The 23,801-nt window shown below is 72.0% G+C and carries 19 protein-coding genes; 4 read left to right on the forward strand and 15 right to left on the reverse strand.

Annotated features, from left to right (window positions below; genetic code table 11):
* Nucleotides 1-4: 4 nt before the first annotated feature.
* Both AB0N90_RS12600 and AB0N90_RS12605 read right to left on the reverse strand, forming a co-directional pair.
* Complete coding sequence (locus tag AB0N90_RS12600) at nt 5-271, reverse strand: protealysin inhibitor emfourin (RefSeq protein ID WP_365195487.1); 267 nt, start codon at nt 269-271, stop codon at nt 5-7.
* Between the two features lie 52 nt (nt 272-323).
* Nucleotides 324-1,394, reverse strand: a complete 1,071-nt coding sequence (locus tag AB0N90_RS12605) for a M4 family metallopeptidase (protein WP_365195490.1) — start codon at nt 1,392-1,394, stop codon at nt 324-326.
* A 373-nt stretch (nt 1,395-1,767) separates the two neighbouring features.
* Between AB0N90_RS12605 and leuA the strand changes: the two genes are divergently transcribed.
* The 3 genes from leuA (at nt 1,768) to AB0N90_RS12620 (ending at nt 5,736) form a co-directional block, all read left to right on the forward strand.
* Entirely contained in the window at nt 1,768-3,489 is a 1,722-nt protein-coding gene (gene leuA, locus AB0N90_RS12610) for a 2-isopropylmalate synthase (RefSeq protein ID WP_365195493.1), read from the forward strand.
* A gap of 184 nt (nt 3,490-3,673) precedes the next feature.
* Nucleotides 3,674-4,369 (forward strand): TerB family tellurite resistance protein, encoded by a 696-nt coding sequence (locus AB0N90_RS12615; protein WP_232984759.1) that lies wholly within the window; start codon nt 3,674-3,676, stop codon nt 4,367-4,369.
* A gap of 143 nt (nt 4,370-4,512) precedes the next feature.
* A complete protein-coding gene (locus AB0N90_RS12620) occupies nt 4,513-5,736 on the forward strand; it encodes a sialidase family protein (RefSeq protein ID WP_365195496.1) in 1,224 nt (407 codons plus the stop codon).
* Here AB0N90_RS12620 and AB0N90_RS12625 read toward each other — a convergent pair.
* A complete protein-coding gene (locus AB0N90_RS12625; RefSeq protein ID WP_361667950.1) occupies nt 5,703-6,323 on the reverse strand; it encodes a ScbR family autoregulator-binding transcription factor in 621 nt (206 codons plus the stop codon). The genes AB0N90_RS12620 and AB0N90_RS12625 overlap by 34 nt on opposite strands.
* 334 nt (nt 6,324-6,657) lie before the next feature.
* Between AB0N90_RS12625 and AB0N90_RS12630 the strand changes: the two genes are divergently transcribed.
* Entirely contained in the window at nt 6,658-7,365 is a 708-nt protein-coding gene (locus AB0N90_RS12630; protein ID WP_361667947.1) for an HAD family phosphatase, read from the forward strand.
* Between the two features lie 115 nt (nt 7,366-7,480).
* Here AB0N90_RS12630 and AB0N90_RS12635 read toward each other — a convergent pair whose 3' ends face one another.
* The 12 genes from AB0N90_RS12635 to lanKC form a co-directional block, all read right to left on the reverse strand.
* Nucleotides 7,481-8,407 (reverse strand): dihydrodipicolinate synthase family protein, encoded by a 927-nt coding sequence (locus tag AB0N90_RS12635; RefSeq protein WP_365195500.1) that lies wholly within the window; start codon nt 8,405-8,407, stop codon nt 7,481-7,483.
* A complete protein-coding gene (locus AB0N90_RS12640) occupies nt 8,404-9,456 on the reverse strand; it encodes an ABC transporter ATP-binding protein (protein WP_365195503.1) in 1,053 nt (350 codons plus the stop codon). Before AB0N90_RS12640 ends, AB0N90_RS12635 begins: the two co-directional genes overlap by 4 nt.
* A gap of 443 nt (nt 9,457-9,899) precedes the next feature.
* Complete coding sequence (locus AB0N90_RS12645; RefSeq protein WP_365195505.1) at nt 9,900-11,876, reverse strand: dipeptide/oligopeptide/nickel ABC transporter permease/ATP-binding protein; 1,977 nt, start codon at nt 11,874-11,876, stop codon at nt 9,900-9,902.
* The gene (locus AB0N90_RS12650; RefSeq protein ID WP_365195508.1) at nt 11,876-12,832 is read right to left on the reverse strand and encodes an ABC transporter permease; all 957 of its coding nucleotides are present in this window, start codon (nt 12,830-12,832) and stop codon (nt 11,876-11,878) included. Before AB0N90_RS12650 ends, AB0N90_RS12645 begins: the two co-directional genes overlap by 1 nt.
* Nucleotides 12,833-12,836: 4 nt before the next feature.
* Nucleotides 12,837-14,468, reverse strand: a complete 1,632-nt coding sequence (locus tag AB0N90_RS12655; RefSeq protein ID WP_365195511.1) for an ABC transporter substrate-binding protein — start codon at nt 14,466-14,468, stop codon at nt 12,837-12,839.
* Nucleotides 14,469-14,906: 438 nt separating this feature from the next.
* Complete coding sequence (locus tag AB0N90_RS12660; protein ID WP_365195513.1) at nt 14,907-16,055, reverse strand: NAD(P)/FAD-dependent oxidoreductase; 1,149 nt, start codon at nt 16,053-16,055, stop codon at nt 14,907-14,909.
* Between the two features lie 125 nt (nt 16,056-16,180).
* On the reverse strand, nt 16,181-16,876 hold the full coding sequence (locus tag AB0N90_RS12665; RefSeq protein WP_365195516.1) for a TetR/AcrR family transcriptional regulator C-terminal domain-containing protein: 696 nt from the start codon (nt 16,874-16,876) through the stop codon (nt 16,181-16,183).
* Nucleotides 16,877-17,040: 164 nt separating this feature from the next.
* Entirely contained in the window at nt 17,041-18,102 is a 1,062-nt protein-coding gene (locus AB0N90_RS12670) for a glycoside hydrolase family 11 protein (protein WP_365195519.1), read from the reverse strand.
* A 320-nt stretch (nt 18,103-18,422) separates the two neighbouring features.
* Complete coding sequence (locus tag AB0N90_RS12675; protein WP_365195522.1) at nt 18,423-19,610, reverse strand: GNAT family N-acetyltransferase; 1,188 nt, start codon at nt 19,608-19,610, stop codon at nt 18,423-18,425.
* An 11-nt stretch (nt 19,611-19,621) separates the two neighbouring features.
* Nucleotides 19,622-20,818 (reverse strand): MFS transporter, encoded by a 1,197-nt coding sequence (locus AB0N90_RS12680; protein ID WP_365195525.1) that lies wholly within the window; start codon nt 20,816-20,818, stop codon nt 19,622-19,624.
* 78 nt (nt 20,819-20,896) lie between these two features.
* A complete protein-coding gene (locus AB0N90_RS12685) occupies nt 20,897-21,004 on the reverse strand; it encodes a class III lanthipeptide (protein WP_197697386.1) in 108 nt (35 codons plus the stop codon).
* Entirely contained in the window at nt 21,001-23,694 is a 2,694-nt protein-coding gene (gene lanKC / locus AB0N90_RS12690) for a class III lanthionine synthetase LanKC (protein ID WP_365195528.1), read from the reverse strand. The genes AB0N90_RS12685 and lanKC overlap by 4 nt, the downstream gene beginning before the upstream one ends.
* Nucleotides 23,695-23,801: the final 107 nt, after the last annotated feature.

The following is a 23,801-nucleotide window of genomic DNA, read 5'->3' on the forward strand; positions in this document are numbered from 1 at the left end:
CCGGCTAAGCGCCCTCCTTGAGCACCCGGGAGACCAACTCCCGCTGGTCCTCGGTCAGTCGGGGGTCGGCCGCGTACACCGTGCGGCCGTCCACCGAGATCTCGTAGCTGAAGCCGTCCGGTACCCCGGCCGGCGGGGTGGCCAGGCCGGACGCGAGGGCGCGTCCGGCCAGTGCCTGCCACTCCCCGGCGTCGGGCCGGGTCGAGGTGTCCACCTCGGCCCGGCGCTCGATACCCGCGAAACCGCCCGTGCGCCTCACCTGAATCCGCATGGGTCCAGTGTCGCAGCGCGGGCGGTCCCGTGGGCGGACTACCGGACGCGTACTACCGCGTATGCACCCCGACCTGTTCCCACGCCTTCTGCACGGCCTCCAGCTCATCGGCGCCGAACCGCTCGCGGGCGGCCTTCGCGGTGAGCGTGGCGAAGTCGGCGAACTGCGCGTCCGACTTGAGATCGCCGCCGGTCAGCGCGTCGTACCAGACCTGTCCCGCCTTCTCCCAGGCATGGCCGCCGAGGGCCTTGGCGGCGAGGTAGAAGGCGTGGTTGGGGATGCCGGAGTTGATGTGCACCCCGCCGTTGTCGCGGCCGGTGCGCACATAGTGCTCCATGGTCGCGGGCTGCGGGTCCTTGCCGAGGTTCGGGTCGTCGTACGCCGTGCCCGGGGCCTTCATCGAGCGCAGCGCGGTGCCGTGCACGCCCGGGGCGAGGAGTCCCGCGCCGATCAGCCAGTCGGCGTCGGCGGCGGTCTGGCCCAGCGCGTACTGCTTGATCAGCGAGCCGAAGACATCGGACACCGATTCGTTCAGCGCACCGGACTGGCCGAAGTACTCCAGGTTGGCGGTGTGCTGGGTGACGCCGTGGGTCAGCTCGTGGCCGATGACGTCGACGGGGATGGTGAAGTCGAGGAAGACCTTTCCGTCGCCGTCGCCGAACACCATCTGCTCGCCGTTCCAGAAGGCGTTGTCGTAGCCCTCCCCGAAGTGCACGGTGGCGTCGAGCGGGAGCCCGCTGCCGTCGATGGAGTGGCGGCCGTAGACCTTCAGATACAGGTCGAAGGTGGCGCCGAGACCGGCGTAGGCGCGGTTGACGGAGGCGTCCGAGCCCGCCTTCGAGCCCTCCTCGCGGACCTTGTCGCCGGGCAGGTCCTGGGAGTGGTGGGTGTCGTAGATGGTGCGGTGCGGCTGGTCGGCGGCGGCACCCTCGGGCGGCGCGGCGGCGGTCGCGCCGATCACCGTGGTCAGCCGGCGGCGGGTGCGCTGGTAGGCGTCGTGTTCCAGGGAGCGGCGGGCGGGAGCCGACACATCGGGGTCCCCGGCCCGGGAGAGCTGGTCGAGGACGTGCGGCGGCACGATGGTGCAGAAGACGGGCTCGAGGGCCCCGTTCCTCGTCGTCATGTCATCGACCATCGCACTGAGTGACGTCAAAGTCACTACTCGCAACCATGATTGGTGAAATACCGGGACAGGGGGCGCGACGGAGCGTGACGCTGTGGTACGTCAATGCGCCCCCTGTGGGTCGACTGTGCGGCATTCCTGTGGCCTGCCGCACTTATTGCCCTATTTGTCCTACCGGTCCCGCATACTGGACCGCGTCCCCACATCCTGAACCGCTCGGCTAGGCTGCGCTGCATCATGCGTTTCGTGCTGCTTCTTCTTAGCTGCCGCGGCGAGGGTCTGTAGTCGAGGCCGACTCCCTCCCCGCGGAGCTTGGCGTTGCGTCGTCGGCCGTCCACTCGGACATCCGGACCCCCTTGAGGAGCCACGCACCATGGCCAACCGCCAGCAGCCCAGTTCCATGCCGATCCACAAGTACGGCCGCTACGAGCAGGTGGACATCCCGGACCGCACCTGGCCGGGGATGCGGATCACGGCAGCCCCCCGCTGGCTCTCCACCGACCTGCGCGACGGCAACCAGGCCCTGATCGACCCGATGTCGCCCGAGCGCAAGCGCCGGATGTTCGACCAGCTGGTCAAGATGGGCTACAAGGAGATCGAGGTCGGCTTCCCCGCCTCCGGCCAGACCGACTTCGACTTCGTGCGCTCGATCATCGAGGAAGAGGGCGCGATCCCCGAGGACGTGACGATCTCCGTCCTGACCCAGGCCCGCGAGGACCTGATCGAGCGGACCGTGGAGTCCCTCAAGGGCGCCCGCCGCGCCACCGTCCACCTGTACAACGCCACCGCCCCGGTCTTCCGCCGGGTCGTCTTCCGCGGCTCCAGGGACGACATCAAGCAGATCGCCGTCGACGGCACCCGCCTGGTGATGGAGTACGCGGAGAAGCTGCTGGGCCCGGAGACCGAGTTCGGCTACCAGTACTCGCCGGAGATCTTCACGGACACCGAGCTGGACTTCGCCCTGGAGGTCTGCGAGGCGGTCATGGACGTCTACCAGCCGGGCCCGGGCCGCGAGATCATCCTCAACCTGCCCGCCACGGTGGAGCGTTCGGCGCCCTCCACGCACGCGGACCGCTTCGAGTGGATGCACCGCAACCTGTCCCGCCGCGAGCACGTATGCCTGTCCGTGCACCCGCACAACGACCGCGGTACGGCGGTGGCGGCGGCCGAGCTGGCCGTGATGGCCGGCGCCGACCGCGTCGAGGGCTGCCTGTTCGGCCAGGGCGAGCGCACCGGCAACGTCGACCTGGTCACCCTGGGCATGAACCTGTTCTCCCAGGGCGTCGACCCGCAGATCGACTTCTCCGACATCGACGAGATCCGTCGTACGTGGGAGTACTGCAACCAGATGGAGGTCCACCCGCGCCACCCGTACGTGGGCGACCTGGTCTACACGTCCTTCTCCGGCTCCCACCAGGACGCCATCAAGAAGGGCTTCGACGCGATGGAGGCCGACGCGCGGGCCAAGGGCGTCACGGTCGACGACCTGGAGTGGGCGGTGCCGTACCTGCCCATCGACCCCAAGGACGTCGGACGCTCCTACGAGGCCGTCATCCGCGTCAACTCGCAGTCCGGCAAGGGCGGCATCTCGTACGTCCTGAAGAACGACCACAAGCTGGACCTGCCGCGCCGGATGCAGATCGAGTTCTCGAAGATCATCCAGGCCAGGACGGACGCCGAGGGCGGCGAGATCACCCCGAAGGACATCTGGGCGGCCTTCCAGGACGAGTACCTGCCCAACTCCGCCAACCCGTGGGGCCGCATCCAGGTCAGGAACGGCCAGTCGACCACGGACAACGACGGCGTGGACACGCTGACCGTCGAGGCCACCGTGGACGGCGAGGACCGCGTGCTGACCGGCTCCGGCAACGGTCCGATCTCGGCCTTCTTCGACGCCCTCCAGGCCGTCGGCATCGATGTGCGCCTGCTGGACTACCAGGAGCACACGATGAGCGAGGGCGCCTCCGCGCAGGCCGCCTCGTACATCGAGTGCGCGATCGACGGCCAGGTCCTGTGGGGCATCGGCATCGACGCGAACACGACGCGTGCCTCGCTGAAGGCGGTCGTCTCCGCCGTCAACCGCGCCACCCGCTGACCCACCCCCACCGGGGGTTTCGAGGCTCCGGCCGCCGCATACGGCGGTCGGAGCCTCGTCGCTTCTCGGCCATAGGGCCGGACAGGTCACAGATCGGTCTCGTCCGGGGTACTGACTCAGCCTCCGTGATGTGGCTAACATCACGCCAGCGCGGCGATGGTGCCGTGCTCTAGGGAGGTGCGACGTGCTGCCGGTAAGGGGACGAGACGACCGTGCCACCAGGGCCCTGTGCGTCCTGGGCACGCGCACCGCGTGGACACCCGTCGGCGACGGCGAGTTCTACTGCCCGGGCTGCGGGGGCGACCGCAACTACCAGCGGCTCACCGGCCGCCGCCGGCTCACCCTGCTCGGGGTGCCGGTGCTGCCGCGCGGCACCACCGGGCCGGTCGTGGAGTGCGCCGCCTGCGGCCACCACTACGGCACCGACGTCCTGGACCACCCCACCACCCGCCGCTTCTCCGCGATGCTCCGCGACGGCGTGCACACCGTCGCCCTCGCCGTCCTCGCCGCGGGCGGCACCGGCTCCCGAGCACCCCTGGAGACGGCCTGCGCCGCGGTCCGCGCGGGCGGCGTCGAGGACTGTACCGAGGAGCAACTCGCCGCCCTGGTCGACGCCCTGGCCGCCGACACCGGGCGGGTCCTGGGCGAGCCCTGCGGGGCCAGCCTGACGATAGAGCTGCACGAGGCGCTGGACCCGCTCGCCCCGCACCTCGCCCCGGCCGGGCGCGAGGCCCTGCTCCTCCAGGGCGCCCACATCGCCCTCGCCGACGGCCCCTACACCCCCGCCGAACGCGACGCCCTGACCACGGTCGGCGCGGCCCTGACGCTCCCGGCCGAGGACGTGACCAGACTCCTGGCGGCCGCCCGCACCCCGTCCTGACCCCGACGGCCGCCCGCGCCCTGCCCTGATCCCGACGGCCGTCCGCACCCCGTCCCGCCCTCCCCGGCGGCCGTCTTGTCGGCTCCCGCTGATTAACTCGAACGGAGTAGTGGCGTCCGCCCGTATCGGGGCAGCATCACGGCGTGACTCCGCTGCGACGCACCGTACTCACCAGCCTCACCCTCCTCGCCGCCCTCGCGACGGCCCCGCTGCCCGCCGCCGCGCGACCGCTCGGCTCCGCGCCGGGCTGCGCCTCCTCACGGCCGTACGTCTCCGGGCAGGGCGGGTACGCCGCCTACCGCATCCCCGCCGTGGTCCGCACCCTGCGCGGCACCGTGCTCGCCTTCGCCGAGGGCCGCCGCCACGGCTCCGGCGACAGCGGGGACATCGACGTGGTGGTGCGCCGCTCCACCGACGGCGGCTGCACCTGGGGCCCGCTGACCGTGGTGGCCGCGGGCGACGGGAACACCCGGGGCAACCCGGCCCCCGCCGTCGACCCCCGCACCGGCACCATCATCCTCGTGACCTGCGGAAACGCGGGGGATGTGACCGAGGACCAGATCATGCGGGGCCAGGTCACGGCCGCCCGGGGCCGCCGCGTCTATGTGCAGCGCAGCTCGGACGACGGCCGTACCTTCACCGCGCCCCAGGACATCACCGTCGAGGTGAAGCGGCCCGACTGGCGCTGGTACGCCACCGGTCCCGGCCATGCCGTCGCCCTCACCCGGGGCCCGCACGCCGGGCGCATCCTGGTCCCCGCCAACCACTCCACCGCCCCGCCCAAGGGCTCCAAGGACACCGGCCGCGAGTCCCGTCACTACGCCGGCCACGCCCTCTACAGCGACGACGGCGGCCGCACCTGGCACCTCGGCTTCACCGCCACCGGGCCCAGCGGCGTCGTCAATGTCAACGAGACCAGCGCCACCCAACTCCCCGACGGACGGGTCTACTTCAGCGCCCGCGACCAGTACGGCAGCGCCCCGGGCAACCGCGTCGACACCTACTCCTCCGACGGCGGCGCCACCCTCGACCGCCCCTACGCCGCCCAGGACACCCTCAAGGACGTCCCGGTGGTCCAGGGCAGCGTGCTCCAACTCCAGGGCGCCCACGCCCCGTTGCTGTTCTCCGCGCCCTCCGTGCCGACCGCCCGGCGCGCCATGGCCGTGTGGTCGAGCACCGACGCCGGCCGCAGCTTCTCCCGCCTGACCACCCTGGACGACGGCCCGGCCGCCTACTCCGACCTGGTCCAGCTCGGCACCGGCGCGGTGGGGGTGCTGTACGAGACGGGTTCCTACGACGGCCTGTCCTTCCGCCGGCTCACCGGGATCGGCGCTCACTCACCCGCCGGGGCGCCGTCCCGCGGGTGAACCCCCGGGGCGGCACCGAGCGAGGGCAGGGTCAGCTGCCACCAGTCGGTGAGCCGGTCGGCGACGGTGGCCGCGCCCTCCAGCGCCTCGGTGAGCGAGCACAGCCCGAAGAAGGCGCGCACCAGGGTCCGGGCGGTGGGCGCGGGGCGTACGTGTTTCGCCAGGTCACCGGCGTTGCGGGCCTCGGCGAGCAGCCGGGTCGCGGCGGCGGTCCACAGCGCGAAGGGGTCGGGCAGGGGGGCGTCGATGGTGGCGCGCTCGGCCCACAGGCGTGCGCCCGCGCGCGTCAGCGGATCCTCGGCGAGGGCGCGGGCGATGTCGTAGCTGAGGGCCACGAGCCGCTGGACCGGGGGGACGGCCGCGTCCGCGTAGCGCGCGGTGAGCTGGGGCCAGGTGGCGAAGCGGTCCTGGACGACGGCGAGGGCGATGCCCTCCTTGCTGGCGTAGTGGAAGTAGACGGCGCCGCTGGTCCGGCCGGACCGGGCGCTTATGTCGTTGACGCTCGTGCCCGCGTATCCCTGTTCGGCGAAGAGCTGGGCGGCCGCTTCCAGAAGTGATCTGCGGGTTGTCCTGGCCCGTTCCTGCAACGTTCCGCCTGCCCTCGCTCGGCATTTCCGACGGCCAAGAATGTAGTGCGCCCGCGTACGCCGGGAGCAACCAGGGATCACACTCGCGCGGTAATTACATATTTCTTTCGAAGGGGGAACGCGAGCGGGTGGTAAGGGGCGTGTTCTCTCTGTCCCATACACCCGGACAGCGCTGCGGTCCAGTCCCTCCATGGGGTTATTGCCTGATTTGCCGCCGCGAAAATATCGTAGTCATCGCTATCTTTCCGTTTCCTGTGGAACGTCGGGAATGACGCATTTCAAAGCCGCGTGCGCCGCACGCCACCCCCTGTCCCTGCCACCCTAGGAGGCCATTGTGACCCCTCATGTCCGCCCTCTGCTCGACTGGTCGCCCGAGGCCGTCGTCTTCGACTGCGACGGCACCCTGATGGACAGCGAACGCCACTGGGTGGAGGCCCGCACCCTGGCCTTCCGGGAATTCGGCCTCCAGGCGCCGCCCGGGTTCGCCGAGCAGGCCAAGGGCATGCACTACGAGGAGTGCGGCCGCCTGATGGCGGACTCGGTGCACAAACCCGAGCTGGCGGCCGGCCTCACCGGAGCGCTCCTCGACCACTTCCTGGAGCTGGTCACCGACGACCCGGTCACCATGCCGGGCGCCGTCCAGCTCGTACGGACCCTGTCCGGGCGGCTGCCGCTGGCGGTGGCCAGCAACTGCCCGATGGTGGTGGTCGAGGGCAGCCTCGAACGGGCCGGGCTGCGCACGCACTTCCAGCACATCGTCGTCCCCGAGACCGGGGACTCCGTACGGCCCAAGCCCTGGCCCGACGTGTACCTGCTGGCGGCCCGGCTGTGCGGTGTGCCCCCGCTCAAGGCGCTCGCCGTCGAGGACTCCCTGACCGGGGTGGAGTCCGCCCACCGCGCCGGACTGCGGGTGCTCGGGGTCGGCCCCCGCCCCGCCGGGGACGGCGCGAAGCGGGCCGACCTGTGGCTGCCGACGCTGCACGAACCGGAGCTGCTCAGCTGGGCGGAGACCCGCGTCACCGGAGGCCCGGAACCGGACTGAGCCGGACCGGGCGGACGGGGGACCGAGCCGGAGCGGGCGGGTGCGGATCCGAACCGGACCGAGCCGGAGCGGGCGGAAGTGGGTCCGCGCCGGACGGATCCCCGGCGCGAGCCGGCTACAACAGCCCCGCCGAGGCGAGGAACTTGGCGACCTTCTCCGTCTCCTCGCCCGACAGCGGCACCTGCGGCTCCGCGGTGACCGGGCAGTCGATCACGCCCCGCAGATGCAGGGCCGCCTTGAACGCGCCCAGCGCCGAGGAGCTGCCGCCCATCCGCGCCGGATCACCCGCCCCGGTCAGCCCGAACAGCGCGCACAGCCGGTCCTGTTCGGCCCGCGCCCCCTCCCAGTCGCCCGCCCGGCACTGCCGGTAGAGCCGTACGTACCCGTGCGGATCGACGTTGGCCAGTCCCGGCACCGCCCCGTCCGCGCCCAGCGCGAGCGCGGCGTCGGCGATCAGCTCGGAGCCGGTCAGCACGGCGAAACCGGGGTGGGCGCGGGCCCCGGTGACCAGCTCGCGGAAGGCCGCCAGATCCCCGCTGGAGTCCTTCACCCCGGCCAGCACCCCGTCCCCGGCGAGCCCCAGCACCAGCTCGGGGGGCAGCTTGGTGTGCACGGCGACCGGGATGTCGTAGGCGATCACCGGCACCGGGCTCAGGGCCGCGATCCCGCGGTAGTGGTGGACGATCTCCGAGGGGTGGGTGCGGGCGTAGAACGGCGCGGTGACCACGACCGCCTCCGCGCCCGCCGCCGTGACCGCCCGGACATGGTCCAGGACCCTCGGCGTCGTCATGTCGATCACCCCGGCCAGCACCGGCAGTTGGCCGCCGACATGCCCCGCGACCGCCTCCACCACCCGGCGCCGCTGGGCATCCGTGAGGAAGGCCGCCTCCGAGGTCGAGCCGAGCACGAACAGTCCGTGCACCCCCGCGCCCACGAGATGGTCCACCAGCCGCAGCAGCGAGGGCACATCGACCTCGCGCTCGGGCGTCAGGGGCGTGCAGACGGGCGGGACGACTCCGGTGAGCGGGGCGGGGAAGGTCATTCACGGCTCCTGCGGGTGAGGTCGCGGGTCGACAGGTCCTCCTCCACAGGATGGTGACAGCGGTAGCGATGTGCCGGGTGCGACGCGGCCGAGAAGTCCGGCATCACCTGTGCGCACACCGCGTCCGCTTTCCAGCACCGGGTGCGGAAGGGGCAGCCGCTCGGCGGGCGGGTCGCCGACGGCACCGGGCCGGCCAGCGGGATCGGCTCGATGGGGTGCAGCAGCCCGGGGGTGGCCGAGAACAGGGCGCGGGTGTACGGGTGCCGGGCCCGGTCGGTCACCCGGTCCGCCGGGGTCTCCTCCACGATCCGCCCCAGGTACATGGTGACCACCCGGTCGCTCATCCGCCGTACCGTCTGGATGTCGTGCGAGACGAACACCAGCGCGAGCCCGAGCCGGTCCTTCAGATCGAGCAGCAGATTGAGGATCTGCGCGCGCACCGACACGTCCAGCGCGCTGGTCGGTTCGTCGGCGACGACCAGCGCCGGGTCCAGGGCGAGCGCGCGGGCGATGGCGACGCGCTGCCGCTGCCCGCCGGACAACTGCCCGGGCAGCGCCTCCGCGAGCCCCCGGGGCAGCCCGACCAGGCCCATCAACTCCCTTACCCGCGCCTCCCGTTGCTTCCGGCTGCCGCGCTCGTGCACATCCAGCGGATCGCGCAGGATACGGCGGACGGTGAGCCGCCGGTTCAGGGCGGTCGCGGGGTCCTGGAAGACCATGCCGGTGCCCGCGCCGACCGCGGCCCGCCGCTCGGGGCCCGGCATCGCCCACAGGTCCCGCCCCCGGAACGCCACCGTCCCCGCGACCGGCCGCTCCACCCCGACCAGCACCTTCGCCAGCGTCGACTTCCCGCACCCCGACTCGCCGACGACCCCCACCGTCTCACCGGCCGCCACCGCGAGATCGGCGCCGGTCAGCGCGTACACCCGGTCCCGGGCGAACAGCCCCCCGGTACGCGCCTTGTGCACCACGTGCGCCCCCCGCACCTCCACGAGGGGGGTTTCCGCCAGGGGGTTCACCGGCCGGTCCCTCTCCGGTACGACGCTCACTGAACGGCCTCCTCGCTGTGGGCCGGGGTGGGGTGTTGGTGGGTGGCCGTGTGTCGGGTGGGGTGGGTGTGGGCCGGTGTGTGTGCGGGGTGTGTTTTGTCGGTGGGCGGGTGTGCTTGGTCCGGTGGGAGCAGGCTTGCGGTGCGTGACCGGCGGCGTTGCCACGGGGGTGTGGTTTCTGTCGGGGGGTTCACTGGATGGTCGCTTTCCGGTACGACGGTCACCGGACGGCTCCCTCGCTGTGGGCCGGGGTGGGGTGTTGGTGGGTGGCCGTGTGTCGGGTGGGGTGGGTGTGGGCCGGTGTGTGTGCGGGGTGTGTTTTGTCGGTGGGCGGGTGTGCCCGGTGCGGTGGGAGCGGGCTTGCGGTGCGTGACCGGCGGCGTTGCCGCGGGGTGTGGTTTCCGTCGGGGGGTTCACTGGATGGTCGCTTTCCGGTACGACGGTCACCGGACGGTCTCCTCGCCGGCGGCCGGGGCCGGGTGATGGCAGGCGACCGTGTGGGTCGTGGGGCCCGTGAGGAGCGGAGCCTGCGCGCGGCACACCTCGGTCGCCCGTGGGCAGCGGCCGGCGAAGCGGCAGCCCGGCGGGAAGTCGGCGGGGGCCGGCACGACGCCCCGGATCTGGGTCAGCCGGGCCGCGGCGGACTCCAGCGAGAGCACGCTGCCGAGCAGCCCGCGCGAGTAGTGGTGGGCCGGGGCCGCCACCAGCTCGGCGGTCACCGCGCTCTCCACGATCTGCCCGCCGTACATCACCACCACCCGGTCGGTGACATCCGCGACCAGCGCCAGATCGTGCGAGACCAGGACGAGCGCGAAGCCCAGCTCCGCGCGCAGCCGCAGCAGCAGCTCCATCACCTGGGCCTGCACGGTGACGTCCAGCGCGGTCGTCGGCTCGTCGGCGATGATCAGGCTCGGATCGCGGGACAGCGCCATGGCGATCAGCACCCGCTGCCGCTGCCCGCCGGACAGCTCGTGCGGATAGCTGCGCAGGGTGCGCTCGGGATCGAGGCCGACGAGGCCCAGCAGTTCGGCCGGGCTCCGGCGCCCGCCGCGTCGTACCAGCTGCCCCAGCTGGGCACGGACGGTCATCGCCGGGTTCAGGGAGGACAGCGCGTCCTGGTAGACCATCGCCATCTCATGGCCCAGCAACTTCCGCCGGACGCGGGCGGGTTCGGCGAGCAGGTCGCGCTGCCGGAAGCAGATCCGGCCGCGCACCCGGGCGCCGGGCGGCTGCAGCCCCATGACGGTCAGCGCGGTCAGTGACTTCCCGCACCCCGACTCGCCGACCAGGCCCAGCACTTCACCGGGGTACACCTCGAAGCCGACCCCGGCGACGATGTCCACGCTCCGGTGCCGGCCGGGGAATCCGATGGCCAGGTCCTCCACGGCGAGCACCGGCGGCCCGGTGCGGTCCGGGAGCGGCCGGGCGCGGGAGCGCAGCCCCCGGGCCGCCTCGGCGAGACCGGGCAGCTTCAGCACCTCACCCGAACCCACCTGCTCCACGGGCTCGTCGGCCGCCTCGACCTCGACCTCGACCTCGACCTCCCGGGGCACCGGAGCGGCCCACGCGTCCGAGACGCCCTCGGAGAGGATGTTCAGCGAGAGCACGGTCAGCAGGATCAGCAGCCCGGGGAAGACGGTCGCCCACCAACCCCCGGTCAGCACCATGTTCTTGCCGTCCGCGATGACACTGCCCCACGACGGGTCCGGGGGCCGCACCCCCGCCCCGATGAAGGACAGCGACGCCTCGAACACGATCGCCTCGGCGACCTGCACGGTGCAGAACACCAGGATCGGGGCTGCGCAGTTGACGGCCACATGGCGGAGCACGATGTGCGGGGTGCGGGCGCCGATCACCCGTTCCGCGGTGACGTAGTCCTCGCCGTACTGATCGAGCACATTGGCCCGTACGACGCGTGCCACCGGCGGGGTGAACAGGAAGGCGATGGCGCAGATCAGCACGCCGATCCCGCCGCCGAACACCGCCACGAGCACGGCGGCCAGCGCGATCCCCGGGAACGCCATCACCACGTCCAGGCAACGCATCAGCGTCTCGTCGACGGCCTTGCGCGAGGTCGCCGCGACCGCGCCGAGGACCGCCCCGACGACCAGGGCGAGCCCGGTCGCGCCGAGCCCGATCGCCAGCGACCACCGGGCGCCGTACATCAGCCTGCTGAGGATGTCCCGGCCGAGGCTGTCCTGTCCCATCCAGTGCGCGGCGGACGGATGCCCGGTGCCGCCCACCGGGTCCTGCTGGTCGAGCGGGTCGTCGGGGGCGAGCAGGGGCGCGAGGAGGGCGACGAGGACGACAAGGGCGAGGAAGCAGACGGCGAGCTTGGACAGCGGTGGCAGCCGGCGCAGGGCGCGCGGTGTCACCCGGGGGCCGCAGAGCCGTTCGGCGAGTTCGGCGCGGGTGCTCATCAGGCCGCCCGCAGCCGGGGGTTGACCAGCAGATACAGGATGTCGATGACGAGATTGACGACGACGAACCCGGTGGCCGTGGTCAGGACGACGCCCTGGACCACCGCGGGATCGCCGTTCTGCACGGCGTCGATCATCAGCTTCCCCATCCCCGGCAGCGAGAAGATCGTCTCGATCACGACGGCACCGCCCAGCAGATAGCCGACCCGCAGGCCGAGCACGGTCAGCGGGTTGACCAGGGCGTTCCTGAGGACGTTGCGCCCGACGACGACCCAGGGCGGCAGCCCGCCGCCGATCGCGGTGCGCACATAGTCCTTGTCCAGCTCCTCCACCACCGAGGTGCGCACGATCCGGGTCAGCTGGGCGGCCACCGGCAGGGACAGTGCGACGGCGGGCAGCGCCATGGTCCGCAGCCAGCCGGTGACGGAGTCGGCCGGGTTGATGTAGCCGCCGGTCGGGAACCAGCCCCGGTCCACCGCCAGGTACTGGATCATCAGCAGCGCCAGCCAGAAGCCGGGCGCGGCGACCCCGATCAGCGAGACGACCCGGATGGCCTGGTCGGGGAACCGGTCCCGGTACACGGCCGCGGTCACCCCGCCCGCGAGCGCCAGGACGACCGCGAACGCGAGCCCCAGGAAGGTCAGTTGGAGGGTGAGCGGGAGCGCGGTGGTGACCTGCTCGGCGACGGGGGCGCGGGTCAGGGCGCTGGTGCCGAGGTCGCCGTGCAGCAGGGCGCCGACGAAGTGGACGTACCGCAGGGGCAGCGGGTCCAACAGGCCGTTGCGCTCCCGGAATCGGTGCAGCTGCTGGGGGGTCGGGTTGGCGCCCTGGAAGAACGCGGAGGCCGGGTCGACGTCCGAGAACCGCATCACCAGGAATACGAAGAGCACGATCCCCAGCATCAGCGGCACCAGCAGGGCGATCCGGCGCAGCAGGACGCGGACGACGGCCGTCATCCGGTCAGACCCACGCGGCCTGGAGCACGTTGATCCCGGGGTACGGCTGCGCCCTTATCCCGGTGAGCAGGCGCGGGTCCCAGGCGGTCATCAGCTCGTTGTGGACGACCGGGTAGAGCACGGCCTGTTCGGCGACGACGTCGATGTAGTCCTGGACCATCGCCTTCTTGCGCCCGGGGTCCGGCTCCCGGGTGGCCCGGTCCATGTCCTTGAAGAGCTGCTTGGCGACGGGGTGGTCGGCCCAGCGGGTGTATCGCATCCAGAGGTTCTGGGGCCCGTAGTTGTAGTGCATGATCAGGTCGGCGTCGAGCCCGAACTGGTTCGGGTTGGAGGCCGCGGCGACGACCTGGTAGTCCTGCCGCTGGTCCATCTTGGTGAAGACGGCGGTGGTCTCCTGCGGTGCCAGGGTGGTGCGGACGCCGATCGCGTCCCAGGACGCCTTGATGGTCGGCAGGCAGTCCACGATCCAACTGACGTTGACGGCGAGGATGTTGATGTCCAGGCCCGTGACCCCGGCGGCCTTCAGCAGCGCCTTCGCCTTGTCCGGGTCGTGGTCGTAGACGGTCCTGGCCCGCCGGTACGAGGGGTTTCCCTGGTCGAGGAAGGAGGAGGCGGCCCTGCCGTGCCCCTTGAGCGCGACCTTGACCATCTTCTCCTTGTCGATGGCGTAGTGCAGGGCCTGGCGCACCCGGATGTCGTCGAAGGGCTTGTGTTGGGTGTCGAACATCAGGAACAGGTTGTTCATCCCGGCCCCGCCGGCGACCTTCAGACCGCCCTGTTCGAGCCTGCCGATGTTGGCGTACGGGATGTTGTCCGCGATCTGCGCGCCCGCGTCGGTTCCGGAGATCTTGGCGACGCGGGAGGCGGCGTCCACGATGGTCAGCCAGTTCATCTTCCTGAACGCGGGCCTGCGGGGGCCGTTGTAGCGGTCGTACGCCTCGAACGTCGTGTTGGACTTCGGGTGATGGGCGGTCTGCCGGTACGGCCCCGACCCCACCGCAAGGCCCTTGATCGCGTCGTCCCACGCACCGGGCCGCCCGAACACGTGCTTGGGCATGATCTTGGCGAGCGTGAGCCGCGAAAGCCCGTCGGGGAAAGGGAACTTGAGCATGAGCTCGACACTGTCGCTGCCGGTCTTCCTGACTCCCTCCAGCCAGCTCTCGAAGAACCCTTTGGCGAGGGTCTGGGTCTTCGGGTCGAGGATCCTGTCGAACACGAAGACGACGTCGTCGGCGGTGACGGGTTTCCCGTCGTGAAAGGTGGCACCGGGCCGCAGCCGGAACCGCCAGGTGGTGGCGCCGGGATCCTTCGGCACCTCGGTGCCGAGCGCGGGATACGGCACCCGGGTGATCGGATCGGTGTCCAACAGCCCTTCGTAGACATGGTTGTTGGCCGCCATGGAGAACGCCGACGCCGTCTGCGTCGGATCCCAGCTGCCGTCATTGCCGTACCCGATCACCGCGGTGAGCGTCCGGTCCTTGCCGCTGCCGCCGTTCCCGGTGTCGTTCGTGGACTGCGGCCCCGCGGAGCAGGCGCCGAGGCCGGGCAGCGCGGCGGCCACCCCGAACACCCCGACCCCTCTGAGCAGGGCCCGCCGGCCCGGAGCCGCCACATCACGGATCACGTCGTCACGCACGGGTCCTCCAGCAAGGTCGGGGAGGCGGGAAGAGGTACGACGTCCTACGTCCGGTTCGATCAGCGTGACCATAAAAGCACCCATGTGGGCGGTCAAGGGGGCACACACGAATGGACCAGTTGCCAGAGGTCGAACCAAAGGGGGAACGGCACCGCGCTCTTGGGTGAAGCCCCGCTCCTGCCTCATCTCCACCAACCGCCAGACCCGGGCCTGCGCGAGCAGGGGGCGGGTCTCGCAGATCGAGAGTGGGCAGGTGTCCGGGACGGAGGTCGTCGCCGGTACGTCGAGGCGCTGGGCGGAGACCTGGTGATGGTGGCGGTGTTCGCGGACGGGGAGTTGCGCAAGGTCGGATGAGAACCGGGGCGAGCGGGGCCGCCCGCGGACGGTGCGGTGCGGCCCCGGTCCTCGGCTCCCGTCATGTGAACCTGCCGAGAGGCGTCACGCAGTCGTCGGGTCGGCGCTGAAGAAGGCGACCATTTCGGCCAGGCCGTTCTCGCTGAACATCGTGTCCAGGTTGGCCGCGGACTCGGTGGCGGAGGCTTCGCTCCGGGGGAAGAGGGCGGACTCGTAGGCGGTCAGGGCGAGTTCGGGGTCGTTCGGGTGGGCGGCGACGGCCTCGGCGAGCAGCGCGCCGTCGTACATGGCCAGGTTGGCGCCCTCGCCGGCGAAGGGGGACATCAGGTGGGCGGCGTCGCCCAGCAGGGTCACCCCCGGGACCCGGTCCCAGCGGTGGTCGGCGGGCAGGGCGTGGATACGGCGCGGCGTGAGCGTGCCGTCGGCGTCCGCGACCAGCCCCCGCAGGCCCTCGTCCCAGCCCTCGAAGCCCGCGAGGACCGCCGCCTTCGCCGCCGCGGTGTCGGCGAAGTCGATCGTGCCGAGCCAGCCCTCGTCCGCCTTCACCGCCGTGTAGACGTGCAGGCTCCCGTCGGTCTCCCGGTGGGCCAGGAAGCCGCGGTCGCCGCCCAGGCTGATGAAGAACCCGCCGCCGATCAGTGCCGCGCTGCGCGGATGACGGGCCTCGGCGTCCAGCAGATCCGTCTCCACGAAGGAGATCCCGGTGTACGCGGGCCGCGCGGACGACACCAGCGGCCGGATCCGCGACCACGCGCCGTCCGCCCCGATCAGCAGATCGGTCGTGACGGTCGAACCGTCCGCGAACGCCACCTCGTGCCGGCCCCCGCCCAGCCCCCGCGCCCCGGTCACCTTGGCGCCCCAGCGGATCGTGCCCTCCGGCAGCGAGTCCAGCAGCAGATCGCGCAGATCACCGCGGTCCACCTCCGGGCGGCCGCCCTCGCCGTCGTCCTCCCGGGACACCAGCACCGTGCCGTCGGGGCCGACCAGCCGCATCGCCTGGCCGCCCTCGTGGATCAGCTCCCGGAACGCGTCGTGCAGACCCGCGGCGCGCAGCGCCCGCTGCCCGTTCTCCTCGTGGATGTCGAGCATGCCGCCCTGGGTACGGGCCGCTGCGGACGCCTCCGCCTCGAAGACCGTCGCCTCGATCCCGTGCACCCGCAGCACCCGGGCGGTGGTCAGACCGCCGAGTCCCGCGCCGATGATCGCGATGGGGACGTGGTTGTCATGTGTCACAGGGGGCCTCCCGAATCGGCCAAGGGGTCTCTGACGAACGCCTTCACCTTAACGAACGTGTTCGTAACGAACAAGTTCGGAAGGGGGTGGGAGAAGGCCGAGGGAGGTGCGGGGGTCGCGTTCGCTCAGTCCGTCGTGGGCGGGACCGGTGTCCATGTGATGCCGTTGACCAGCACGTCGAAGCTCCAGCGCATCCGGTCCCGCACCGCGCCGCCGAGCAGCATCGGCATGTGCGCCGCGATCGCCGGATGCGTCGTCCCGCTCACCGCGTGCAGGGCGCGGGCGAGGGCGTCCCAGTCGTCCGCGTTCGCCGGGTCGTGCGCCTGTGTCGCATGCTCGGCGGCGGCGGCCGTGGCGTCCTGGAGCAGCTTGTCGACGCCCCAGGCGACCTGCTCGCGCGCGGCGCCGCTGCGGGAGAGCAGGTCCAGGATCCGCTCCACCAGCCGCAGATAGTTCTCGCCGCTGGGCCGTGCGACGAGGGCCGACCGGGCGAGCTGCGGATGCGTGAACAGGACACGGGTGTACGACGCGAGGACGGCCCGAAGCCGCTCCCGCCAGTCCTCCCCGGCGCCCTCGGCCGCCAGGTCGACCTCGCCGAGCAGCGCGTCCAGTACGGCAGCGTGCAGCTCGGCGGTGTTGGCCACGTACACGTACAGCGAGGCCGGGCCGGTGTCCAGCTCCTGCGCCAGGCGGCGCATGGTGACCTTCTCCAGCCCTTCGGCACGCATGAGCCGTACGGCGGTGTCCACGATGCCCTGCCGGGTCAGCGCGGGTTTCGCGGGACGCTCCCTGCGGCTGGCCGGCTCTCTTCTCGCTGTCATACCGCGATCGTAACGAACGCGTTCGTGGCGTCGTCCGGGCCGACCGCTGGACAGGCCGACCGCAGGACCGGTCGACCGCCGCCGCGGCGAGGCCGGGGCGGCGGCCGGCCCGGACGGGTTCGACGCCGTCGCCGACAGGCGGCGCGACACCGTCGAACGCCGTGTCAGCTTGTGGTGCAGGTCGCCGTCGGGGCGCCGTTGCCGCCCGAGTAGTTGGCGTTGAAGCCGAAGGAGGTGGCCGCTCCGGCGGCGAGTGAGCCGTTGTTGCTCGCGTTCTTCACCGTGACCGTGTTGCCGGACTGGGTGTAGCTGCCGTTCCAGAGGCTGCTGACCGTCTGGTTGCCGGGGAAGGTCAGCTTGACGGTCCAGCCGTTGATGCTGGAGGAGCCGTTGTTCTTGACCGCCACCGAGCCGGTGAAGCCGGAGCCCCAGTCCGAGGAGTTGGTGAAGGTCGCGGAGCAGCCGCTGCCGCTCGGCGGGGGAGTGGTGGGCGGCGGGGTGGTGGGCGGCGGCGTGGTGCCGCCGCCACCGCTGGTGACGGTGATGTTGGAGCTGCCGCTGCTCTGGTAGCCCTCGGTGGCCAGGATCTCGTAGTTCGGGGTGCCGAGGTTCAGGCCGAGGCCCTTCCAGGCGTTGAAGATGTTCGACACGGTGATGGTGCCGCCGGTGCGCTTCGACTGGCGGACCGCCCAGTACTGGTCGAATGTCGCGGTGCCCTCGATGGACGGCGCGTCCACGCGGGTCGTCTTGTACAGGTCGTACGTGCTGCCGTCACTGCTGACCGAGCCCAGCTTGGTCGCGCCCGAACTCGGGTTGTAGTTGCCGTAGTTGTCGACGATGTACCACTCGATCAGCGGGTTGGTGGTCCAGCCGTACAGCGACAGGTAGCAGTTGCCGTTGCAGTTCCATGTGCCCGAGTACGAGACGGTGTTGGTCGTGCCCGGGTTCCAGCCGGTGCCGGCCACGACGTTCTGTGAGGCCGTGTTCCAGGTCAGGCTGTAGTTGCTGCCCGAGCCCAGGGTCATGGTGGCGCCGCTGGACTGCTCCCAGAAGGAGTAGAAGTAGCCGTTGTTGGTGCCGGTGCTGTTCGAGGTGATGGTCGTGGCGGCCTGGACCGGGCCGGTCAGCGCGAAGGCGACCACGACCGCCACCGCGGCGGCGATGAGCCCTTGGACCGCAGCCACGAGGCCGCGTCTGCGGCGCAGCACGCGGGTCAGCGTACTCATGGGTGTTTCCTCCTTGTGCGGGTGTGGAGGGCCTGCCCGTGATGACAGGGGCATGACACGTCGGCGACGGGCACCGGCGATGGCGAACAGTCTGGACGGCGGCCGGCGAGAGTCAACAGTTTCGGTGGAAGTTTCGAAAACTTTCCGTCCGGCGGGTTTCTTCTCCGAGAACATAACTCCTGGTCATGGGATGATTCTGACGATCCATTCGCTGCCGTCTGTTGAGCCGGATCGAAAGTTGCGAACCTGACGCATCGGCAGATGGATATCTGACCGAAAGTTTCGAAGCCCCTGCCCGTACGTCGGGTCGTCACAGGTCGTCACACAGCCGTGCCGCACCAGGGCTCGCCGTCCGCGCGGAACAGCCGGTCGGCCGCGGGGAGGGCCTTGGGGTCGTGCACGGTCACGGCCCCGGCCACCGCCAGCGCCAAGGGGCGTACGCCGCCCAGGTAGAGGGACGCCAGGGACGCGGCGGACAAGGTGAGCTGGGCGGCCTTGCGGGTGCGGCGCACCTCGGCGGGGCCCACCAGATAGTGGCCGGAATTGGCGGGCAGCAGGGGATCGTGGACGCCGAGCACCACCGGGTCGCCGTCGCCGTACGCGCGGGCGCGCAGGGCCGCGAGGGCGTCGACCGGGCGCAGCCACAGCTCGTCGCGGACGGCGGTGACCCGGCAGACCCGGGGGTCGGTGAACAGCCACTCGACCGGCTCGTCCAGCGGGCGCCCCCGCAGCCGTATCTCGTCGACCAGTTCGACGCCGAGCAGGAACCGCCACAGCCCCGCCCAGGACTCCGGGGTGCGGCAGTGCAGTTCGTCCACGTCGAGGGTCGTACCGCGGACGCTGTAGCGGGCGAAGCCGTCAGGGCCCGCGGTGCCGTCGGGACCGTCGGCGCCGGTGTGCACCGCGACCCGGGAGAACAGGCCGGCGCCCGTCAGCTCGTGGTTCAGCAGCTGCTCGTACCAGGGCCAGCGGCCGATCGCGCCGGGGCGGGCGCGGGTCCGGTCGTACACGTCGCGGCACAGCCCGGCACTGTCGGCCGGGTCCGCGAGGCGGGTGTCCCCGCCCGCGGGGACGTCGGCGGTGAGGACGGCCCGGCGGCGGTCGACCACCAGGTCCCGGCAGCGGGTCGCGACGCCGAAGCCGAACCGGCCGTAGATCCCGCCCTCGCTGGGCCGGACCATGGCGAGCGGTTCCGGTGTGGCCCGCAGCGCGGCCGCCATCAGCGCCCCGCCCACGCCCCTGCGGGTGTGTCCGGCGCCGACCCCGAACCGGAACTGGACGCTGAGGGGTGCACGCTCGCCGCCGGGTACGACGATGTCCGTGGGCATGGACTGGTGCATGGCGATCAGCCGGCCGTAGCCGTCGAACGCGCCCCGTACGGCGCCCGGTTCGAAGGAGGCGGACAGCTGGGACCAGTCACGGTCGGATACGGGCGGCTGGTGCAGGGAGCCGCGGAAGAGGTCGAACGCGTCCCGGATCGCGGCGCGTTCCACCTCGCGTGTCGTCAACTCGCTTGTCTTCAAAGGTCGTTCCGATCGAGAGTGGCGGACAGGGTGCCGTACAGGGCGAGGGCCGCCAGCGGCAGCGCGAACAGCAGCACCACGGCGCGGGTGGGCAGCACCCCGAGGAGCAGGCCCGCGAGCACCGGGCCGGTGGAGGCGACGAGCCGCGGGACGGTCTGGAAGACGCTCTGGACCCGGCCGAGGATCTCCGGTGGCACATCGTCCAGGAGCGTCCTGTTGGTGAGCACCCCGATGACCGGGGTGGCCACGCAGAAGCAGCCGGCGAGCAGGGCGCCGCACAGCACCCGGTCCGTGCCCGCGATCGCGGACACGGCGAGCGCCCCGGTCCAGGTGGTGGCGAGGACCAGGGTGCGGGGGCGGGCGCGCCGTACGGCGGGCAGGGTGATCGCGGAGCCCAGCAGGTTCCCGGCGCCGGTGCAGGCGGTGATCAGACCGGTGCCCAGGGCGTCCTTCGAGGCGGCCGCGGTGACGACGAGGACCACGATGACGCCCTGGATCCCGAAGTCGGCGACGAGCACGGTGAGCGTCATGTTCCGCAGGAAGGGGTGGCGGCGCAGGAAGCGCCAGCCTGCTGTGATGTCCGTCCAGCGCGCGGCCGGCCGGTCCGCCGGGGCGGCGGTGGTGGCCGGCAGGGTCGCCACGAGCGTGGCGGAGACGAGGAAGGACACCGCGTCCACGGCGAACGGCAGGGCGGGCGAGACACCGTAGAGCGCGCCGCCGGCCAGCGGGCCGAGCAGGGTGAGGAGCGCGGTGCGGCTCTGGTTGGCCGACAGGGCCGCGGGCCGCTGCGCGGCGGGGACCGCCGACCGCAGCGCGGTGGCCGTGGCCGAGGCGAAGGGCACGCCGAGCGCTCCGCTGACGGCCGTGACGGCGAGGACGACCCCGACGGAGACCTGGTGGGTGGCGACCGTGTACGTCAGGACGCCGAAGGCGATGCCCCGGACCAGGTCGGCCCGCACCATCACCGGGCGCCAGCCCACGCGGTCGACCAGCAGGCCCGCCCAGGGCAGCGCGAGCAGCATGCAGGAGGCGCCGGCGAAGCTGATCAGGCCGACGCCGAGCGGGCCGCCCGAGGACGCCATGACGACCAGGGGGAGGGAGACCAGGGAGGCGAAGGTGCCGAGGGAGGACAGCGTGTACGCGATCCACAGCCGTACATAGGTCTGGTTGCGGTACAGCGCGGGCGCCGTCATCGTCGTCCCTCTGCCGCGGGGTGCCGGGCCCCGGGCGGCACCGCTCGCTGTGCCGCCCGGGGCCACGGGGCCCGCGTCTTAGTCGATCGTCATGCAGTGGTTGCTGGCGGTGCTCATGAGGGCCACTTCGCCCTCGCCGTCGATCTGGTCGACGGGCAGTTCCTGGAGCTCGAGAATCGTGTTCATCTGCTGTCCTCCTCGTGGGTGTGACGATCCGGAGCCGGACGGCCCCGGAAACCTTGGGCGCCCTCGGGCGGGCGGGACGCGCGGTACGGCAGTCCGGCGGCCTCGGCCCATGCCGACTCCGTCACCGTCGGCCGTACGGGCGCGGGTGGCGCTCCGGCCGCGCGTGCGCAGGCGCGCAGGGCGAGCAGCACGCCCGCCGTGCCGTTGCTCAAGTCCATGGACAGGCGCAGGAGCCGGTGTCCGGGGAAGGCGATGCCGGGCGGTCCGGCCGGGCCGCCGTCGCGGGTCACCGCGTGCCAGGACAGCCGCCGGACGTGCCGGGCGAGCCCGGCGAGCGGTACCGGGCGGGCCTCCGCCCCGGCCAGCGCCGTGATCAGCCCGGCGCGCCCCATGAACAGGCCGGGCTCCACGGTGAACGGGGCGTGGCAGGCGCGCAGGATGCCCCGGTGCAGCGCCGCGAGCCGTTCGTCGGGCCGGTGGCGGTGGTACAGGGCCACGGCCTCCGCCAGACCGGCGCTGCCGAGTCCCAGGTACGGCAACAGGCGCGCGCCGTCGGCGAGTTGGACCTCGCCCGCGTCGTCGGTACGGCAGTGCGCCAGATCGAGGTCGAGGGCGCGCCCGGCGTGGTCCAGGAAGGTCTCGTCGCCCGTGTCCGCGTAGCGCCGCAGGAAGAACAGGGCGGCACCGGTGAAGCCGTGCAGCAGTCCCGGCCTGAGGTCGTCCGCCGCGTCGCCCACGAGATCGGCGAGTCTGGTGGAGACGCTGTCCAGTTCGTCCCGCCAGTGCGTCTCGCCGGTGGTCCGGGCCAAATGGCGCAGCACCAGGGCGATCCCGGCGAGGCCGGACTCCAGACCGGGCGACCGGGTCGCGGCGGTCCCGGATGCCGCGCGGTCCAGGGCGTCGTACGCCTCCTGCTCATGGCCCAGGCCGTGCAGGACGAGGGCGGCGCCGTGGAAGCCGGTGTGCAGCCCGGGGCGGGCGGGGGCCCGGCGGAGCGCGTCCGCCAGCCAGCCGGCGTGCTCCGGGTCGGTCGCCAGGCCCGCGCCGCACAGGGCGTACAGGACACCGGCGGCGCCGTACGCGAGGTTGTAGCCGCCGTCCTCCAGGCCCTTGGGGTCGCCGGGGAAGAGCCGGTCGGTGCGCTCCGGTGTCGCACCGGCGTGGATCGCCCGCGCCAGCGAGGCCATCAGCGCCCGCATCGCCGGTCCGCCGAGATCTCCCGCCGCCGCCGTGAAGTCCCGCTCAGGGCCGATGCGTTCGGGGCCGGTGCGTTCGAGGGCGCCGGGCCGGGTCAGACCCGTACGGATCCGCCGGGTCGACTCGACCGGTACGGGGAAGAGTTCAGCGACCGCGTCGGCCAACTCGCCCGTCTTGCCCGGATCGAGGTCGAGCATCAGGGTGAGCGGCAGGAACAGCGCCATGCGCACACAGTCGAGGGCGTACGTGTCCCGGTCGGTGCCCGACCGGGCGTGCTCGGCGACATAGCCGGGGCAGGCGATGGCCGGGGCCGGGTCGAGGCCGGGGCGGTGGGCGATCTCGAAGTCCACCAGGGCGATACGGCCGTCGGGCCGCACCATGACATTGCGCGGATGGAGATCGCCGAACACATATCCCCGTGCGTGCAGCGCGGCCAGCGCCGCCTCCAGCCGGTCGAGGATGCCGAGCGCGGTGCGCGTGTAGTCGGCGAAGGCGGCGCGGTCGGCCGCGCCCCGGGCCGCCGGGTTGCGGGCGGCCAGGAACTCCCACAGGGTCGTGCCCTCGATGTACTCCTGGGCGAGATAGTGGTGCTCCCAGACGGTGAACGTCCCCTTGAGGTCCGGTACGAAGTCGAGGTCATCGAGCGCCTCCAGGGTCCGCGCCTCGCGGTACAGACGGGTGACCGCGTCGTCGCCCCTGCCGTCGATCCCGGCGTGCGGCCGGGCCTCGCGCAGGACCACCCGGCCGCCCGTCGCGGGGTCCTCGGCGAGGTAGATGCCGCCGCCGTTGGAGAAGTGGAGCGCCTTGCGCACCGTGTACGGCATCGGGGGCCCAGCCTGTCCCGCGACGGCCGCCGCCGTCATCTGGCCCCGCAGGAAGGCGGGGATCTCCACCCACTCGGGCGGCCGGAAGCCGGGGCCCCGCAGATCCGGTACCAGGGTGCCGTCCGGCATCCGCACCGCGAGGACCCGCCGCCCCTTGCCATCCGTCGTGTGCATCCGCCGGAACCCGCCGAAGCGCACATACAGCGGGCCCCGGCGCCAGCGCAGGTCGCTGAGGACGTACGGGCCCTCGCGACCCTCCAGCAGCACCGACAACTCATCGAGGACACCCTTGAGTTCGGTGTCGTCCAAGGGGTAGACGGTAATCAGCTTGCCGCTGCCGCCACGGGGCGCGTACTTGCTGTTCAGCCTCCGGTGGGCCGCGGGTCCGAGCAGCACCTTGAAGGCGATCCGGCGCTCGAAGCAGTACGCGGCCGCGATCTCGACGGCCTCGGCGGCCTCCCGGGGGACGACCGAGACGTGCACCTTCCAGCCCTGCTCCGGGAGTTCATGGCCCTCGGGGGCGAAGTGGCTCCAGACGTCGTCATGGGACAGGGTCCAGCCCTCGGGGGCCGGGCGCCCGGTGAGTCCGAAGCGCTCCCGCGCGTCGGTGGCCGGGCGGTCGTAGAAGTCCGAGCCGGGCTGACAGTACCGAAGGTAGTCGTCGTCCACGGGGGCAACTCTGCACGCGGGCACCGCCGTTGGTGCATCGTGGAAGTCCACGAACCTAAGCCCGGCCGGAGTGTCCATAACCGACTGATGTGTGTCCCTTTGTTGTC

This window comes from Streptomyces sp. NPDC093018 (assembly GCF_040684035.1).
Classification (GTDB): Bacteria; Actinomycetota; Actinomycetes; order Streptomycetales; family Streptomycetaceae; genus Streptomyces; species Streptomyces murinus.